The organism is Streptomyces sp. NPDC001507 (genome assembly GCF_042894765.1).
Lineage (GTDB): Bacteria > Actinomycetota > Actinomycetes > Streptomycetales > Streptomycetaceae > Streptomyces.
The window spans coordinates 401,817-417,230 of record NZ_JBIAVV010000001.1; the positions used below are offsets into that span (position 1 = coordinate 401,817).

The window sequence follows — 15,414 nt, forward strand, 5'->3', positions numbered from 1 at the left end:
TGCAGCGTAGTGATCCTCCTGCGTTCCCGCCTCGCCCCCGGGGGCGGGGGCGTTGTCACGGCACGCGGGCGACGCCGACGTAGAAGCCGCTCAGCTCCTGGGCGGGAGCCGGTGCGTCCTGGTACCAGTGGGTCGCCGTGACCAGCCCGGGAGCCACCAGTTCCAGGCCCTCGAAGAACGGCTCGATCTCGGCCCGCGTACGCATGCGCAGGGGGATCTCGCCCTTGCGGTAGGTCGCGTTCACCGACTTGACGAGGTGCGGGTGCTCGTCGGTGGTGCCGTGGGAGAACATGAAGTAGCTGCCCGAGGGCAGCGCGTCGAGAATCGTCCGCGTCAGACCGTAGGGGTCCTCGTCGTCGGTGATGAAGTGCATCAGCGCGATCATCGACAGCGCGACCGGCCGGGTGAAGTCCAGGAACGTACGGGCGTGGTCGAGGATGGTTCCCGGCCTGCGCACGTCGGCCTCGATGTAGTCCGTGGCTCCCTCGCGGCTGCTGAAGAGGAGAGCCTCCGCGTGCCGCAGCACGATGGGGTCGTTGTCGACGTAGGCGATCCGCGCCGACGGCACTATGCCCTGCACGATCTGGTGCAGGTTCGGCTCGGTCGGGATGCCCGTACCGATGTCGAGGAACTGGTCGATGCCGTTGCCGGCCAGCCAGGCCGCAGCGCGGTGCATGAACGCCCTGTTGCGCATGGCGTTGAGACGCGCCTCCGGCGGCAGCTTCGACGCCACCTCCTCATCGACCGGATAGTTGTCCTTGCCGCCCAGCAGCCAGTCGTAGACCCGTGCCGGATGGGGCCTGCTCGTGTCGATATGGCCGTCGGAAGAAGGTAAGGCGGTCATGCATGACTCCAGCGCGCACTAGATCACTGACCGGCTCACCGAGGTCGCTTCGCGCGCCGCGGACGAGGCGGTGGGGGGCGTTGTGATTGTGCCATTGGCCAGGCCTTCGCGCAGAGTTGCCGTTCGGTGCAGCGGTCACAGGGCCGAGCCGCCGGACGCGTCGATGCACTGACCCGTCACCCAGCGGGAGTCCGTGGAGGCGAGGAAGGCCACGATGTCCGCGACGTCCGCGGGTTCCCCCATCCGGCCGAACGCGGAGAGCGCCGCATGCTGGGCCTCGGCCTCGGGCGTTGCCCAGCGCCTTCGGTTCATGTCCGTCCTGACGAAGCCGGGTGCCACACAGTTCACCGTGATCTGCCTGGCCCCGAGCTCCTTGGCGAGCGTGTGGGTAAGGGCCTCCAGAGCCGCTTTCGCCATGGAGTAGGCGAGGGCGGACGGGAGGGCGACGCGGGTGGCCGCCGAACTGATGTTGACGATACGGCCGCCGTCGCGCAGCAGCGTGAGTCCTTCCTGCACGAGAAAGAGCGGGGCTCTGGCGTGTACGGCCATGAGCCGGTCGAAGTCCTGCGGGGTCACCTCGCGGACGCCGCCCCCGATGTTGAAGCCCGCGTTGTTGACCAGGACGTCCAGCGCGGTCGGCTCGCCCAGTGCGCGCAGGCCGGCGTCGAACCGCTCGTACACGGTCCGGATGCCGTCGGGCTCGTCGAGCGGACCGCGCAGCGGGAACGCGCGCCCGCCGGCATCGGTGATCAGCGCGACGGTCTCGCGGGCCGAGGACTCGTCACTTCCGTAGTGCACGGCGACGAGCGCGCCGTCCGCCGCGAGACGGCGGGCGATGGCCCGCCCGATCCCCCGCCCGGCGCCGGTGACCAGAGCCGTTCTGCCGTTCAGCGTGCCCATCGGGCCCCCACGTCATGAGCGCGTCACATGTGCTGGTGATCATAACTTGCTCCAGAAGCCGCAAAACCGGCGTGCTCACCCGGCAGAGAGGGGGGACAGCGGGTCGGCGACTCGCCTCCGGGCGGCGCCCAGGACACCGATCCGCAAGGGTTCGTCCGTCATCATCCCTCGCACGCTCCGGTGGTCCGGCCCAGCCTGATGATTCCCGAAGGCATGTATGTCCGTTGTCCTGTTCCCCGCCTGTCCGGTTCCCCGACGGAGGGGTTCAGCCCTGGGCGCCGATGACGTTCTGGTCCCAGTCGATGACCGAGCCGGTCACCACCCCGCTGCGGTCGGACAGCAGGAAGACGACGAAGTCGGCGATCTCGTCGACCTGGCCGAGCTTGCCCATCGGCTGGGCGGCGGCCGCCTTCTCCCGCCAGTCGTCGCCCGCGTCGTGGAAGGCGCGCTGGACCGCGTCCTCACCCTCGGTGTCGGTCCAGCCGATGTTGAGGCCGTTGATCCGGATGCGGTCCCAGCGGTGGGCGTGGGCCGCGTTGCGGGTGAGCCCGGCGAGTCCGGCCTTGGCCGCGGAGTACGGGGCCAGGAAGGGCGGCCCGCCGTGGGCGCAGTTGGAGCCGATGTTGACGATCGTGCCGGGCGTCTTACGGGCGACCATGTCGGCCACGGCCGCCTGCATGGCGAAGAACGGCGCCCGCAGGTTGATCGCCATGTGCTGGTCGAACAGCTCCGGCGAGGTGTCCAGGAGCGAGCCGCGCGAGGTCAGCCCGGCCGCGTTGACCAGACAGTCGATCCGGCCGTGCACGTCCAGGGTGCGTGCGACGCTGTCGCGCGCCTGCGCCGGGTCGGCGAGGTCCGCGCGTACGAAGCGGGCGCCCGTCTCGGCGGCGAGCCTCTCGCCCACCTCGGCCCGGCGGCCGGTGAGGACGACGCTCGCACCCTCCCGTACCGCGGCCCGTACGATGCCCGCGCCGATGCCCTGGCTGCCGCCGTTGACGAGGACGACCTTGTCCTCGAGGAGTCCCATGAGTCGCGGTGTTCCCTTCAGCTCTGGCGGCGCTCGGCGCCGGCCTGCAGTTCCTCGCGCAGCCGACCGGGGGTCCAGCCCTCGGTCACGGCCTGCCAGACAGTGTCCGCCTGGGAGGGCGGGGCGAGACCGTCGACCGGCGGGTCGAGGTCCAGGTTGGTGGGGAAGGGGTAGCCCTCGGCGGTGGCGGCGACCACGCGGCGCAGCCAGTCCTGCGAGACGCCCTCGGCCTTGCGGCGCAGCAGCACCGGGAAGAGGGCGCGCGCCATCGCCGCACGGTCCACCGTCTCCATCGCGCGCCCGAAGGCCGAGGAGATCTGCAGCAGGTTCGCCATGCGGCGGACGCCGGCCGAGCGGTTGTACCCGGCGGCGTGGAAGAGCGCCGGGTTGAAGAAGGCGGCGTCGCCCTTTTCCAGGGGGAGTTGGACGTGATGGGTGTCGAAGTACTCGACGAACTCGGGGAGTCGCCAGGCGAGGTAGCCGGGCTCGTACTTCTGGGAGTGCGGGAGGTAGAGCGTGGGGCCGGACTCCACGGGCATGTCGCAGTGGGCGACGGCCCCCTGGAGGGTGAGGACGGGGGACAGGCGGTGCACGTGCGCCGGGTAGGCGGCGGCCCGCTCCTGGGAGAGGAACCCGAGGTGGTAGTCACGGTGCACGCTCTGCGCGGCGCCGCCCGGGTTGACGACGTTGACCTGCGAGGTGACCTGGTAGGCGGGGCCCAGCCAGGCGTCGGCGACCAGCGCGATCATGTCGTTGGCGTAGTAGTCGGCGAACACCTCGGGCGCCCGTAGGGCCACCTTGTCCAGGGCGTTCCAGACCCGGTCGTTGGCGCCCGGCCTGGCGAAGTGGTCGCCGCGGGTGGCACCGCTCGCGCGCTCCTCCTCGATCAGCGCGGTGAAGGCCTCGGTGGCCCGGTCGACGACGTCCGCATCGGCGAACGCGCCCTTGAGGACGACGATGCCGGGGCCGTCGAACAGCGCCCTGACCAGTTCGCCCTGCACCTCGCGCCGGCCTTCCGGGGTCGCCGTGAGGGCGCGGAGCCGGTCGCTGTCGTAGAGCGGGACGTTCTGCTCCACGCGCTCGGCCGAGGGGGTGTCGGCGGGATCGGTGCGCTGGTCCACGAGGGAGCGGAACGCGTCGAGGTCGCAGTCGGCCTCGGTCAGCCAGGTCCGCGCTCCCGCGGTTGAGGTGGGCATCCGTGGTCCTTTCGCGGTCCGTGCATTTCTGCCAGTCTTGAGAACCCGAACCCATCATTCAATGCTTTCCAATACATCAAAAGTGCATCAGAAGCTCTTGGAATCCGTCATGAGGCACCCCTACCCGATCAGGGAAATCGCCCGCCAGGCAGGCCTGAGCACGGCCACGGTGGACCGCGTGCTCAACGAGCGCGGCAACGTGCGGGAGAGCACCGTCAGGGAGGTGCGGGAAGCCATCAAGGACCTGGACCGTCAGCAGGCGCAGGTCCGCATCGGCGGCCGCACCTTCATGATCGACATCGTGATGCAGGCACCGGAACGCTTCTCCACCGCGGTGCGTGAGGCCCTGGAGGCCGAACTGCCCTCCCTGCATCCCGCCGTCGTGCGGTCGCGCTTCCACTTCCGTGAGACCGGCCCGGCCGCCGAGCTGACCGGGACACTTGACAAGATCGCCAAGCGCGGTTCGCAGGGCGTGATCCTCAAGGCACCCGACGTACCCGAAGTCACTGCCGCCGTGGAACGACTGGTCGCGGCCGGTATCCCCGTCGTCACCCTGGTGACCGACCTCCCGCACAGCGCCCGCCTGGCCTACGTCGGCATCGACAACCGCGCGGCCGGCACCACGGCCGCCTACCTCCTCGAACAGTGGCTGGGCGACCGTCCCGGCCATGTGCTCACGACCATCAGCAGGGGTTCCTTCCGGGGCGAGGAGGAGCGCGAGATGGGCTTCCGCAGCGCGATGCGCCTCGCCGATCCGCAACGGTCCCTGGTCGAGGTCACGGACAGCGACGGCCTGGACTCCACCCAGTACGACCTCGTCCTCGACGCGCTCCGACGCGACGGGGACATCGTGGCCGTGTACTCCGTGGGCGGCGGCAACCGCGCCACCCTGGAGGCATTCGAGGCCCTCGGACGGGAATGCGCCGTCTTCGTCGCCCACGACCTGGACCGCGACAACACCCGCCTGCTGCGCGAGCGCCGCCTGTCCGCGGTGCTCCACCACGACCTGCGCCAGAACATGCGCCGCGCGTGCCAGACGGTCATGCGTGCCCACAAGGCACTCCCGTACGACGGCCCCGCCCTGCCGTCGGCGATCCAGGTGGTCACACCGTTCAACATGCCGCCCGGGACCCCGTCCACGGCGACCACGGACTGAACACCGAAGAACCGCCGCCGACTTGCCGCTGCGGCCCGGTGAGGGTGACGGTGGCCGGGCGATACAGGAGCCGGACTGGCCCGACTGCGCGACGTGCGGTCGGCGCATGGACCACCTGCTCACGGTCAACAGCGCGGAATTCGACGGGGCGTCATGGCGAGCCTGGCTCCCCGTGGAGGACACTCCCGAGACCGGCACCGTCTGGGACCTCCCCTACGACGACCGCCGGCTGATCCAGAGCCCGCCGGGCCTGATGTTCGGCGACATGGGCGGCATCTACCTCTTCACCTGCCTGCACTGCCCCGACCGGCCCTCCTCCCACCGGTTCGACTGCTCGTAGAGCGCCGGGCCACCAGGCCCTGAAAACGCCGCGGTTGTAGCGAAGCGTCCATACGGCGACGGCGACGGCGACGGCGACGACGATGGTGATGACGGCCGTTCCCACGACCGAGTCGGTGGCGGCGAAAGTGCCACCGAATCCGGCCACGCCCAGGGCCGCACCCACCGCGAGGCCGGTCTCCCGATCCACGCGGCCGCCACCGCCACCGCATGCCAGACACTTCCGCCCCCTGCAGCTGTGCAGGTCATCGATGACTCCGGAGAGCGCGAAGGGAGGATGGCCCTGTCCGCATCACCGACATGCCGAGCCGCGTTCTTCGACAGTGATACCGGCATGGCTGTCACGCCGTTTGAAGCGGCCTGCGATCTGAGGCCAGGTCTGTCACCAGGTCGTGGTGGCCGGTGTGTGGTCACCGGGTAACCGGGGGCGGGCGGTCAGGTGGGCTGGGGACGGCCGAAGAGGAGGTCGTAGCCTGCGGGGAGCTGGAGCAGGATCTGCTTGAGGAGGTCGTCGCCGGTGGCGTCGGCGACCACGGACAGGACGGCGCTGACGTCCCAGGCCGCGGTCTGTTCGGTGGCGCCCTCGATCCAGGCCGCGGTCGCCCGCACGAACCGCTCCGGGGACAGCGGCTCGGCGCTCTGCAGCGGGTTGAGAAGGATCAGGGCGAAGCCTTCCGGTAGACGCGCCGCCAGCTGGGCGCGTACCTCGCCGACCAGGTGTGCGCCGAGCAGGGCGAGCACCACGCGGGCCGCGCGCTCGGCTTCCTCCAGAGTCTGGTATTCGCCGCGTTCCTTCACCTGCTGGAGGAACGCTTCCCGTCGCACTGTCACGTCGCCTGTCACCCCTTCTTCAGGTCCATGGGGCGCGGAGGACGGGCCAGGGGGAGATCAGGTGCCCGCCCTCCGCCGCTGTTCACCCCTCACGGGGTCCGGCTCAGCCGGAGATCTCCTTGTGGTCGGCCCCGACGCCGATGGAGATCTTGCGGGGCTTGGCGCGCTCGGCGATCGGGATGCGCAGGGTGAGCACGCCCGCGTCGTAGTCGGCCTGGATGTGCTCGGTGTCCAGCGTGTCGGCGAGCACGATCTGGCGGGAGAAGACGCCCAGCGGCCGTTCCGACAGGTCCATCTGCACGTCGTCGGCCTTCGCCACGGGCCGGCGCTCGGCCTTGACGGTCAGCATGTTCCGTTCGACGTCGATGTCGATCGCGTCCGCGCTGACGCCGGGGATGTCGAAGGTCACCACGTACTGGTCACCCTCGCGGTAGGCGTCCATCGGCATCGGGGACGGCCTGGACCAGGTGCCGGCGCCCGTCAGTTGCTGGGCCAGCCGGTCGATCTCACGGAAGGGGTCGGTGCGCATCAACATCGTGAAACACCTCCAGCGGGTTCGGGCAGTTGCTGCCAATGCGCCTCACTGGCACCGTTGTAACACGTCATCTAATGGATGACAAGCCAAATGTCATCCAAAGGACGACGATCAGGGGAGGCGTCCATGATCCCGGCCGACCGGCCGGCATCGTTCAGCGCCGGTGGACGCGGCCGCTGCCCGTGCGCCGAGCCTGCTGCAGGCGATCCGTCTGGGTGTACGGTCGCGCCGATGGTGCAGGTGCCGATGGGCGCCTGGCTGTCGTCCGTTGTTCTGGACTTCGTGCCCGGCGCGGGACGGCCCGCCCGTGTCCTCGTCGGGCTGGGCACGGTGACGGCGCTTCCCGCCGCGCTGGCCGGTTGGACGGACTGGGCGGAGCAGCATGACCAGCAGATGCGCACAGGCCTGGTGCACGCGGCTGCCAACGCCGGCGCGGTCGTGCTGTTCGGTGCGTCGTTCGCCGTGCGTGGGCATCGCCCGAGGGCCGGCCGGGCGCTTGGTTTCGGGGGTCTGGTCTGTGCGGGTGCCGGCGGGTTCGTCGGCGGCCGTCTCGCCTACCGGCAGGGGGCGGGCGCCAACGAGACCGAGCCCGTTGCCCACCTGGTGGACCCCGGCTGGCACCGGCTTGGCCCGGTGGGTGACCTGAAGCCTGGAACCCCCGAGCGGCGCATGCTGGGCGAGGTGCCGCTGCTGGTGGTACGTGCCGAGGACGGCACCGTTCGTGCACTGGCCGACCGGTGCAGCCACCTGTCGGGACCGCTGTCCGAGGGCGGCATCGACGACGGCTGTGTGTCCTGCCCCTGGCACGGCAGTGTGTTCCGGCTGTCCGACGGTGCCCCGGTGAGCGGTCCCGCGACCGCGCCGCAGCCGTGCTTCGAGACCAGGACCGAACCGGACGGCGTCCTCGCCGTCCGGCTGCCGGGCGCCGGCTGACCCGATGGCTCCCGGAGACGGAGTCGACTCGCCGTCGGACATGCCTTCATAGTCCGCGTCGCTCACCAGCCGCCTGAGGTGAACCCGTCGGCGGCGGGATCAGCCCGGAAGGGTGTTCACGATCAAGGATCAGGCCTCTTCTCGTCCGAGCAGAGGCGCGAGGAAATCCTCCCACTGCAGGTGATCGCTCTCCGTGCCCGAGGGAACGAGCTGCAGTGTGACGTCCAGCCAGTCGGAGATCACGTCCCAGTCTGCCTGGAAAACGGCGCAAGCCCTGAGCGGTCCGAGCCGGATGCACAGCCGTCCTGGGGTGCCCGGCGGGCGGACGGGCCATACGGCCACGTCGCCGATTCCCTCGTGGCGGCGCAGGCCGAGCAGAAACGCCTCCCGCGACAGTGACCACCGGACCGAAGCGCCCTCCGTCCGCAGGACGACGCGGATGGCGAACGGGTCCAAGGCGGTGTAATGCAGCTCCAGGTCGAGCTGCACGGCGGGCCGATCGGCGCGGACCAGGTGCGCATAGTGGCGCAATGTGGTGACACGGTGCGGATGGACCTCTGTGAGGGTGACTGGCTTGGACACGACTGGTCACTTCCGAAGAGAAGGGGGGTGGGGCCGGCGGCCATCGGCCTTCCTCGTACCGGCCGTCCGAAGTACGAGGTGTGGCAAGTACCCGCGGGGCGGTGGGGCATGTGAGAAGGAGGGGCCGCGCCGGTCCGGGCGCCCCGAATGCGTCGTGCCTAGGGCGACGCACCCTCTTGAAGGGCCAGGCCGACGAGATGATCACCGAATCCGCCGCTGGCTCGTGGGCGCAGGCGTCCTGACGTGGCGACAGGACATTCGGCGGTGCGCAGGACCCGGTGCCCTCCACGGCCCAGCGCCGCGACGAGACCGCGATCTTCGCCCACCGGCACCGGAGGGAAGCCCCCGACAGCCACGTAGGATTCAGCGGACACTCCGAGGTTCGCGCCATGCACATGGGGGTGGGTCCAGGGGCCGTACGCCGGGCGGGAGGCGGTGTAGCGCACCTGGTGGCGGGCCGCCAGGCAAGGCGGATGGTGCGGTCCGGGGATGACGGTGACGGTGCCGACGACCGCGTCCCATCCCTCGCCGGCGCGCGCCTGCTGGAAGGCGAGCCAGTCGGGTGGCACGAGACTGTCGGCGTCGGTCGAGGCGAGCCAGAGTCCTTCCGGGCCGCCCAGCATCTCCAGGGCGCGTTCCGCCGCGGCGGCTCGGGCCAGCCCCACGTTGCGTCCCCCGACCTGAACGACCTGGGCGCCCGCGCGCAGGGCTGTGGTCACCGTGCCGTCCGAGCAGCTGTCCGCGGTGACCACAGTGATCGCCGGCACCGCGTACAGGGCGGGGTGTTGCGCGGCGGCACGGATCGCCTCGAGGGACCGGGGGAGAAGGTCCTGCTCGTTGTGGGCGGGGACGAGGACGGCGAGCGCGCGCGGTCTCACACCAGGCCTTCCGCGGCTGCGGGGGAGCGGGGGGCCGCCCCGTCGTCCTGGCGGCGGCCGAACGTCTGCAGGACGAAGTCCTCCTCGCGGTGCTCGCTCGACAGGGCCAGTTCCGGAACGGACGTGAGGATCTCGGCGAGTTCCGCGCCGGTGCGCAGGTGCTCGGGCACCGGGTGGTTCCAGTGGACGGCCACGAGGGTGCCGCCCGGCTCCAGAGCGTCGACCGTGCGTCTGAGCAAGGTGGCCAACTCGACGCCGTCGAAGTAGTACAGAAGCTCGGACAGTACGACGAGGTCGAAGGTGCCCGGCGGCCACTGCGCGGGCACGGTCAGATGGCGGACTTCGACATGGGGCAGCTCCCGGGTTCTGCGAGCCGCGGTCCCCGCCGCCGACCGGACTCGGTCGCAGGCGAGCAGGGCGTCACAGCGCTCGGCAAGCCGCAATGTCAACTCGCCGACGGAGCAGGCGGGTTCGAAGGCACGACGGAAACGGGCGCGGGGGAGGGAGGCGAGGGTGAGGTCGTACTTGCGCTGCTCGTACCAGCGCTCGGTCAGGTGCCAGGGGTCGGACGACTCGCGGTACATGTTCTCGAAGTACGAGGGCGGCGTGCTCACTGGAACAGGACCTCCATGGGGCGCAGGTGGTGGGCGAGTTCCTCGGGCGGGAGGATCGCCGCCTCGTCGGGTCCGGTTCCGAGCGGTCGGATCTGCGTGGTGAACCGGCCGATCGCCGCTCGCTTCAATACCCGGATGTGTGGCGGGAGGTCGACGCGTCGCGCCGTCTGCCAGGGAATCCGTGCGTCCTCCGGCGTCGCCCAGTGCCACATCCACACCGGATACAGCCAGCAGAGCGTGCCTGCGCGCTGCGCGGCCGCGCGAGCCGCGCGGCCGGCCGCCTCGTGATCACTGTGCACGTCACCGGTCCACGGTGCGGCGACCAGGTCCGCAGCACGGACGAGCGGCGTGAGGGCTTCCACGATCTGCTCCTCGTGCCGGGCCACCCCGGTGTCCGGCACCTGCAGGCGGACGATCCGGGCGTGGACGGCGCCGAGCTCGGTGAGGGCGTCCCGCAGCTCCTGTGCCCGTAGCCGTGCCAGGGCGGCGGGTGTCACTACCCGGCTGCGGGGGTGCGAGCCCTCGCCGTCCGTGATCGAGACGACGGTCAACTCCACAGCACGCTCCGCGAGTACGGCCATGGCCCCGCCGAAGCCGAGCACCTCGTCGTCGGGGTGCGCAGCCACCACGACGACCCGGCCGCCGGTCGGCAGGCGGGCCGCCGGGAGCGTCTCCCATCCGTTCCATCGACGCCAGTACGTCTCGTCGGTCCCGGGGGCCTGGATCGGGTTCGCGGGGCCGGAGACGGTGCCGGCCCGTCCGGTGCGCGGCAGGGGGCTCACCGGGAGTCCTGCGGGCGGGCGAGGAGGCTGCCGAGTTCCGCGAGGTTGCGTTCGCCGTGGTGCTGACGCAGGTAGACGGTCAGGTCGGCGACGTTGCGGGCGTGGCGAAGGTCGTGGCAGAGCGGAGCGGCCCCGGTGGCGCGCCCGACCCGCGTCAGCACCTCGCTGCACACCGATTCGACGAAGGCGCGTACCCGCAGGCTTCGTGCCCGTGCCTGGCCTTTGCTGTCCGACGGATCCTCGTCGATCTCCGCAGCTGCCCGCAGAAGCACTGTGGCGGCGGCGTGCAACTGGACGTCCACGGCGCCGAGATGCGCATCCGCGTGCGGGTCGGCTCGGTGGGCCGTGGCGCGGTGCAGGGTGCGGGCGACGGCCACGGCGCCGCCGTACCAGCAGGCGGCGACCCCGATCCCGCCGTGCTGGAACCCGGGCCGGCGCACGTAGGAGTCGACCCCGCCGACTGCAACCGCGGGCACGTGGTCGAAGTGCACATCCGGTGTGTCGCTGCCGGCCATCCCGACGGCCTGCCAGCTGCCTTCGACCGGTACACAGGCGCGCGGGTCGACGGCGACGGCGAAGAGCCGCCGTCCCTCCGGTGTCCGCGCGGTCACCAGGGCGTCGGTGCAGCTGCGTGCGCCTGAGCAGTACGGTTTCAGGCCGTCCAGGACCCATCCGGCGGCGGAGGGAGTGGCCTCGAGGGTCGTGCCCGGAGGTTCCGCCGCCCACACTCCCCAGCGATGGCCGGGCCGGTGCGGCGGGCCGTCGAGTTCGGCGAGGATGGCGAGCGCGTCGACATGCCCCTCGATCAGACGTGCCAGGCTCAGGTCCTCCTCGGCGATCGACTGCAGGGCGGCCAGGCGGGCCGTGGTCCGCCCGGAACCGGGCAGCGGGAATTCCAGCCTTCCGGCGTCGATGGACTCGACCGCCGAGGCGAACCGCGCGGAGCTCTCCCTGCGGGCCGCATCCGGCGTGATCCCGTCGTATCGCGCGTGGTCCGGCCCGTCTCCGGCGGAGACATCGGGCGACAACGTACTGCCCGTCATAGGTGGTGTCCTTGCTACTCATCCGGCCGGTGTCTCGGCCTGAATCAACCGGGCGGTCAGGGGACCGGTTCAGACGGCCAGGGTCTGGCCGGCCTGATCTGGGCTCGCGCCGTCGGGGCGGGCTGCTGCGTCCGATTGTTCGGTGGCCAGGAGCCGGTCCGCCGTCGCGAGGGCGTCCTTGATCTCGCATGTCCCGGTGACGACGCACAGCGTGTAAGCGGTGTCCTTGAGGATCCCTCGCCTCGCGGCTGTGTCGTGTTCCAGCACCCGTGCACACGCTTCCGCATAGCGAGCCAGCAGCGCACGCAGCATCTGGGCATGGGGAGTGATCACGCGGACAGGCTCCTTGCTCTGAGGCAACTCGCTCCCCGGGTGTCCGGCGGCGCCCCTTTCATGCATGGCTGCCACAGCGGTGCGTGCAGGACGGTTGAACCCGAGGACGCCCGGACTGAGGATCATCACCTTTCGCATCTTCCCTGGGCGCCCGAGTCGGGCGTGATGGCGTCGCCACTTGTCCCACGGAGCCGCTTCGCCTCCTCTGCACGGCGCCGATCGGCCCGCACGCCGGGTGAGCGGGAGCTCCGGGGCACCCCGGCCGCGTCCCAGGTTCAGATGACGGTCGCCCTGACGGTGATCGCCGGCGAACTCGTCACGAACGTCCTGCGGCACAGCGGCAGCCGCCCAGCAGCTCGGGGTGCTGGGCGGCGAAGCGATGGCGGATCTGTCCGCGTTGAGGGACGTACTGTTCGCAAATTGTCGTGGGGATGGCGCTGGACCAGTCGTTCGAGGTGAGTTCAGGGGGGCGCGGTGGCCGACCGGACGTCAGGACGTGACGTCCACCAGGACTTTGCCGACCGCGCGGCTCTCGACCGCTCGGTGCGCGTCGGCGGTGCGGTCGAGGGGAAAGCGGATCAGCGGCAGACCGTGCTCCTCGCCGACCGGCAGCGCGCCGTCGCGCAGTGCGGCGGCGACGTCCTGGACGGCCGCGGCGCGTGCCTCCGGACCGGCCGTGTAGAGCACAAGGAACTGGAAGCGCGTGTTCAGCACCATGTTCTGCAGTACGTTCAGTTCGACCGGACTGTCACCGTCGTTGGCGTAGGTCGCGATCGTGCCGCGGGTTCGCAGCACGGCCAGGTCCAGTGCGAGGTTCGTGCCCAGCGCCACCTCAGCGACGATGTCGACGCCTTCCGGGGCGATCTTGCGGATCTCGGCGGCCGGGTCGCCCTCGCGGTAGTTGATCACGTGGTGGGCTCCGGCGGCGGTGGCCAGCCCGGCCTTCTCCGGGCCGCTGACCGTGCTGATCACGGTAGCGCCGGCCCATCGGGCGAGCTGGATCACCGCGTGCCCGACCGCTCCGGCCCCGCCCGCGGCGAGCACCACCTTCCCGTCGAGTGCCCCGGGGCGCAGCCGACGCGGCCCGTCCTCGGCGACGGTGAGCGCGCGGTGCGCGGTCAGCGCGGGGACGCCGAGTGCAGCGCCGACGTCGAAGCCGGCCTCGTCGGGCAGCGGCACGGCCTGTTCGGCGGGCACGACGGTGAACTCGGCAGCGGTGCCGGTGGGCCGCCCGGCGGCGGCCATGAACAGCCAGACCCGCTGACCGACCCGGCTCTCATCGACACCCTCACCGACGGCGTCGATCGTGCCGGCGCCGTCGAGGTGCGGGGTGACCTCGGAGAAGTGCTTGGGATGACCGGCGCCGGAGCGCGCCTGCCAGTCGGTCGGGTTGACCCCGGACACGGCGACCCGGACGCGAACCTCGCCGGGGCCGGGCGCGGGCAGGTCACGGTCGACGAACTGCAAGACGTCGGGGGCGCCGTTGTCTCGGTAGATGATGGCCTTCATGATCCGTCCTTGGAGCCTGGTGGAGCGGGATTTCTCGGCGAGGCCTGGCGGGTCGTCAGGGTGTCCGGCCTGTGGTGCGGTCGTGACCCGGGCCGAGCTGGTTCCGGTCAGCCGATCGGGACTTCGCTGGAGCGGGACTCGATGCCGTCGAGAGTGGCGAGGGCCGCGGCGTCGAGCGCGATCTCGCTGACCGCCATGTTGGCCTCCAAGTGGGCGACGCTGGCGGTGCCGGGGATGAGCAGCACGTTCGGGGCGTGGTGCAGCAGCCAGGCGAGGCCGATCTGGGAGGGCGTGACGCCCAGAGAATCGGCGACTGCCTGCACCGCCGGCTCGCCGGTCGCCTTGGGCAGGCCCGGGAACGCCCCGCCCAGCGGGAAGAACGGAACCCAGGCGATGCCCTCGGCCGCGCACAGCTGCAGCATGTCCTCGTCGTCGCGGGAGACGAGACTGTAGGCGTTCTGCACGCAGACGACGCCGACGGGCAGGGCACGGCGCAGGCCGTCGAGGGTGACGCTGCTCAGGCCGATCGCGCCGATCTTGCCCTCGTCGCGCATGGCGGTCATCACTGCGAGCTGGTCGTCGAGATCGACGACCTGGTCCCCCTGGGGACGCAGCCCGGGGCCGGTGTCCAGGCGGCGCAGGTTGACGACCGCGAGCCGGTCGACGCCGAGGCTGCGCAGGTTGTCCTCGACGCTGGCGCGCAGCTGCTCGGGACGCTGCGCCGGACGCAGCGGCAGGCGCCCGCCCGGGTCGGGGTCAGCCCCCACCTTCGTGACGACCAGGACGTCGTCCTCGGGGCGAAGTGCCTCGCGGATCACGGCGTTGGCGAAACCGAAGCCGTAGAACTCGGCGGTGTCCACGTGGTCGACGCCCAGCTCGACCGCGCGGCGCAGCAGCGCGACGGCCTCGCCGCGGCGGTCGTGGAGCCGCTCGAGCTGCAATGCGCCGTAGCCGATCCGGAAAACGGTGCGTGCGGCGAACGAAGCGGTCGCGGTGCTCACGACGGTGCCTCCTCGGTCGGTGTTCGCAAGGCGGTGTACAGCAGTTCGGCCTGATAGAGCGCCATGACCCGGTGGGCGATCGGAGCGGCGTGCTCCCGGGCCTGGGGCGGCTCATGGTGCTCGACCTTGACGAGCCAGGCCGTGATGCAGTCGTGCAGCATCGCGCGCATCCGGTCGGTCATGTCGATGACGATGGTGCGGACGGCCGGGTCGGTGGTCGCCTCAGCCCAGGTCTGCACGCCGACCCGGGCCTCGGCCGGATCGATCGCGGCGATCAGGCGGGAGAGCAGTTCGTCGGGGCTGGGTGGGGCGTCGGCCGCGGCGTACTCGCCGAGGACGTCGGCGCGCTTGGCGAGCACCTCGCGGGCGGCGACCCGGACCAGGTCGGCCTTGTTGCGGTAGTGCGCGTAGATCGAGCCGGCCGAGAGGCCGGACTCGGCGGTGATGTCGGCGATCGAGGTCCGCTCCAGGCCGTTGCGGCTGAAGCAGCGGACGGCGGCCTCGGCGATCTGAGTACGCCGGAGTTCCTTGCGCGCGTCGGTGAGCCGAGGCACCACACCTCCCACAAAAAGAATCGCTGTTCTGCTTATGGGAGAAACTAGCAGAATCCTCGTTTTGTTTGTGCTGGGTGCGTGTCATACGAGCAGGCCCGGTCACGCCGACCGGGCCTGCTTTGGCCATCGGCCTTGACTCCGGGCAAGGCCGCACCTGCGCATCCTGCTGCCGCCGGCCCGGCGCCGGCGGCCGGGTGAAGGCGTAGCGTGTCTTTCGGGTCTCGTGCCAGCCGTTGCAGGGTGCAGAAGGCGTGGGCGGCGGAGACGAGGGCGACGTGGTGGTGCCAGCCGTTCCAGGTGCGGCCTTCGAAGTGGGCGAGCCCGAGGGCTTGTTTCATCTCGCGATCCGGTCCGGTG

Annotated in this window: 18 protein-coding genes; 3 read left to right on the forward strand and 15 right to left on the reverse strand. The window is 70.9% G+C overall.

Annotated features, from left to right (window positions below; all coding sequences use genetic code 11):
- Positions 1 to 55 precede the first annotated feature (55 nt).
- The 4 genes from ACFY0K_RS01875 to ACFY0K_RS01890 form a co-directional block, all read right to left on the reverse strand.
- Positions 56 to 844, reverse strand: a complete 789-nt coding sequence (locus ACFY0K_RS01875) for an SAM-dependent methyltransferase (RefSeq protein ID WP_390638123.1) — start codon at positions 842 to 844, stop codon at positions 56 to 58.
- Positions 845 to 979: 135 nt separating this feature from the next.
- The gene (locus tag ACFY0K_RS01880; RefSeq protein ID WP_390638124.1) at positions 980 to 1,744 is read right to left on the reverse strand and encodes an SDR family oxidoreductase; all 765 of its coding nucleotides are present in this window, start codon (positions 1,742 to 1,744) and stop codon (positions 980 to 982) included.
- 265 nt (positions 1,745 to 2,009) lie between these two features.
- Positions 2,010 to 2,771, reverse strand: a complete 762-nt coding sequence (locus ACFY0K_RS01885; protein ID WP_390638125.1) for an SDR family oxidoreductase — start codon at positions 2,769 to 2,771, stop codon at positions 2,010 to 2,012.
- Between the two features lie 17 nt (positions 2,772 to 2,788).
- Complete coding sequence (locus ACFY0K_RS01890; protein WP_390638126.1) at positions 2,789 to 3,967, reverse strand: phytanoyl-CoA dioxygenase family protein; 1,179 nt, start codon at positions 3,965 to 3,967, stop codon at positions 2,789 to 2,791.
- 109 nt (positions 3,968 to 4,076) lie between these two features.
- On the opposite strand from ACFY0K_RS01890, the gene ACFY0K_RS01895 reads away from it, so the two are divergent.
- Positions 4,077 to 5,123, forward strand: a complete 1,047-nt coding sequence (locus ACFY0K_RS01895; protein WP_390638127.1) for a LacI family DNA-binding transcriptional regulator — start codon at positions 4,077 to 4,079, stop codon at positions 5,121 to 5,123.
- 106 nt (positions 5,124 to 5,229) lie between these two features.
- Positions 5,230 to 5,463 carry a hypothetical protein gene (locus ACFY0K_RS01900; RefSeq protein ID WP_390638128.1) on the forward strand — a complete coding sequence of 78 codons (234 nt, stop codon included), beginning with the start codon at positions 5,230 to 5,232 and terminating at the stop codon, positions 5,461 to 5,463.
- A 434-nt stretch (positions 5,464 to 5,897) separates the two neighbouring features.
- Here ACFY0K_RS01900 and ACFY0K_RS01905 read toward each other — a convergent pair whose 3' ends face one another.
- Both ACFY0K_RS01905 and ACFY0K_RS01910 read right to left on the reverse strand, forming a co-directional pair.
- Positions 5,898 to 6,293: a DUF2267 domain-containing protein gene (locus ACFY0K_RS01905; protein WP_390638129.1), complete on the reverse strand. Its 396-nt coding sequence runs from the start codon at positions 6,291 to 6,293 to the stop codon at positions 5,898 to 5,900.
- Between the two features lie 103 nt (positions 6,294 to 6,396).
- Positions 6,397 to 6,828, reverse strand: a complete 432-nt coding sequence (locus ACFY0K_RS01910) for an Hsp20/alpha crystallin family protein (RefSeq protein WP_390638130.1) — start codon at positions 6,826 to 6,828, stop codon at positions 6,397 to 6,399.
- A gap of 231 nt (positions 6,829 to 7,059) precedes the next feature.
- Between ACFY0K_RS01910 and ACFY0K_RS01915 the strand changes: the two genes are divergently transcribed.
- Entirely contained in the window at positions 7,060 to 7,761 is a 702-nt protein-coding gene (locus ACFY0K_RS01915; RefSeq protein WP_390638131.1) for a Rieske 2Fe-2S domain-containing protein, read from the forward strand.
- A 129-nt stretch (positions 7,762 to 7,890) separates the two neighbouring features.
- Here the strand turns inward: ACFY0K_RS01915 and ACFY0K_RS01920 are convergent, their stop codons facing one another.
- The 9 genes from ACFY0K_RS01920 to ACFY0K_RS01960 all read right to left on the reverse strand — a co-directional run bounded on the left by ACFY0K_RS01920 (position 7,891) and on the right by ACFY0K_RS01960 (position 15,057).
- Positions 7,891 to 8,343, reverse strand: coding sequence for an SsgA family sporulation/cell division regulator (locus tag ACFY0K_RS01920; RefSeq protein ID WP_390638132.1), 453 nt, complete (start codon positions 8,341 to 8,343; stop codon positions 7,891 to 7,893).
- A gap of 158 nt (positions 8,344 to 8,501) precedes the next feature.
- Positions 8,502 to 9,221 (reverse strand): glycosyltransferase, encoded by a 720-nt coding sequence (locus ACFY0K_RS01925; RefSeq protein WP_390638133.1) that lies wholly within the window; start codon positions 9,219 to 9,221, stop codon positions 8,502 to 8,504.
- Positions 9,218 to 9,835 (reverse strand): SAM-dependent methyltransferase, encoded by a 618-nt coding sequence (locus ACFY0K_RS01930; RefSeq protein ID WP_390638134.1) that lies wholly within the window; start codon positions 9,833 to 9,835, stop codon positions 9,218 to 9,220. The genes ACFY0K_RS01925 and ACFY0K_RS01930 overlap by 4 nt, the downstream gene beginning before the upstream one ends.
- On the reverse strand, positions 9,832 to 10,617 hold the full coding sequence (locus ACFY0K_RS01935) for a PIG-L deacetylase family protein (protein WP_390638135.1): 786 nt from the start codon (positions 10,615 to 10,617) through the stop codon (positions 9,832 to 9,834). Before ACFY0K_RS01935 ends, ACFY0K_RS01930 begins: the two co-directional genes overlap by 4 nt.
- On the reverse strand, positions 10,614 to 11,660 hold the full coding sequence (locus ACFY0K_RS01940) for an acyl-CoA dehydrogenase (protein WP_390638136.1): 1,047 nt from the start codon (positions 11,658 to 11,660) through the stop codon (positions 10,614 to 10,616). The genes ACFY0K_RS01935 and ACFY0K_RS01940 overlap by 4 nt, the downstream gene beginning before the upstream one ends.
- A 69-nt stretch (positions 11,661 to 11,729) precedes the next feature.
- A complete protein-coding gene (locus ACFY0K_RS01945; RefSeq protein WP_390638137.1) occupies positions 11,730 to 11,993 on the reverse strand; it encodes a DUF5133 domain-containing protein in 264 nt (87 codons plus the stop codon).
- Between the two features lie 489 nt (positions 11,994 to 12,482).
- On the reverse strand, positions 12,483 to 13,502 hold the full coding sequence (locus ACFY0K_RS01950) for an NADPH:quinone reductase (protein ID WP_390638138.1): 1,020 nt from the start codon (positions 13,500 to 13,502) through the stop codon (positions 12,483 to 12,485).
- Positions 13,503 to 13,609: 107 nt separating this feature from the next.
- The gene (locus ACFY0K_RS01955) at positions 13,610 to 14,503 is read right to left on the reverse strand and encodes an aldo/keto reductase (RefSeq protein WP_390638139.1); all 894 of its coding nucleotides are present in this window, start codon (positions 14,501 to 14,503) and stop codon (positions 13,610 to 13,612) included.
- Positions 14,500 to 15,057, reverse strand: coding sequence for a TetR/AcrR family transcriptional regulator (locus tag ACFY0K_RS01960; protein WP_390638140.1), 558 nt, complete (start codon positions 15,055 to 15,057; stop codon positions 14,500 to 14,502). Before ACFY0K_RS01960 ends, ACFY0K_RS01955 begins: the two co-directional genes overlap by 4 nt.
- Between the last annotated feature and the right edge of the window lie 357 nt (positions 15,058 to 15,414).

What these genes read in the sequence shown, in the direction of transcription:
- ACFY0K_RS01895 (WP_390638127.1), top strand. Translation starts at nt 4,077, where the DNA reads ATGAGGCACCCCTACCCGATCAGGGAAATCGCCCGCCAGGCAGGCCTG.
- ACFY0K_RS01915 (WP_390638131.1), top strand. Translation starts at nt 7,060, where the DNA reads ATGGTGCAGGTGCCGATGGGCGCCTGGCTGTCGTCCGTTGTTCTGGAC.
- ACFY0K_RS01875 (WP_390638123.1), bottom strand. Translation starts at nt 844, where the DNA reads ATGACCGCCTTACCTTCTTCCGACGGCCATATCGACACGAGCAGGCCC.
- ACFY0K_RS01940 (WP_390638136.1), bottom strand. Translation starts at nt 11,660, where the DNA reads ATGACGGGCAGTACGTTGTCGCCCGATGTCTCCGCCGGAGACGGGCCG.
- ACFY0K_RS01880 (WP_390638124.1), bottom strand. Translation starts at nt 1,744, where the DNA reads ATGGGCACGCTGAACGGCAGAACGGCTCTGGTCACCGGCGCCGGGCGG.
- ACFY0K_RS01900 (WP_390638128.1), top strand. Translation starts at nt 5,230, where the DNA reads ATGGACCACCTGCTCACGGTCAACAGCGCGGAATTCGACGGGGCGTCA.
- ACFY0K_RS01890 (WP_390638126.1), bottom strand. Translation starts at nt 3,967, where the DNA reads ATGCCCACCTCAACCGCGGGAGCGCGGACCTGGCTGACCGAGGCCGAC.
- ACFY0K_RS01950 (WP_390638138.1), bottom strand. Translation starts at nt 13,502, where the DNA reads ATGAAGGCCATCATCTACCGAGACAACGGCGCCCCCGACGTCTTGCAG.
- ACFY0K_RS01885 (WP_390638125.1), bottom strand. Translation starts at nt 2,771, where the DNA reads ATGGGACTCCTCGAGGACAAGGTCGTCCTCGTCAACGGCGGCAGCCAG.
- ACFY0K_RS01910 (WP_390638130.1), bottom strand. Translation starts at nt 6,828, where the DNA reads ATGTTGATGCGCACCGACCCCTTCCGTGAGATCGACCGGCTGGCCCAG.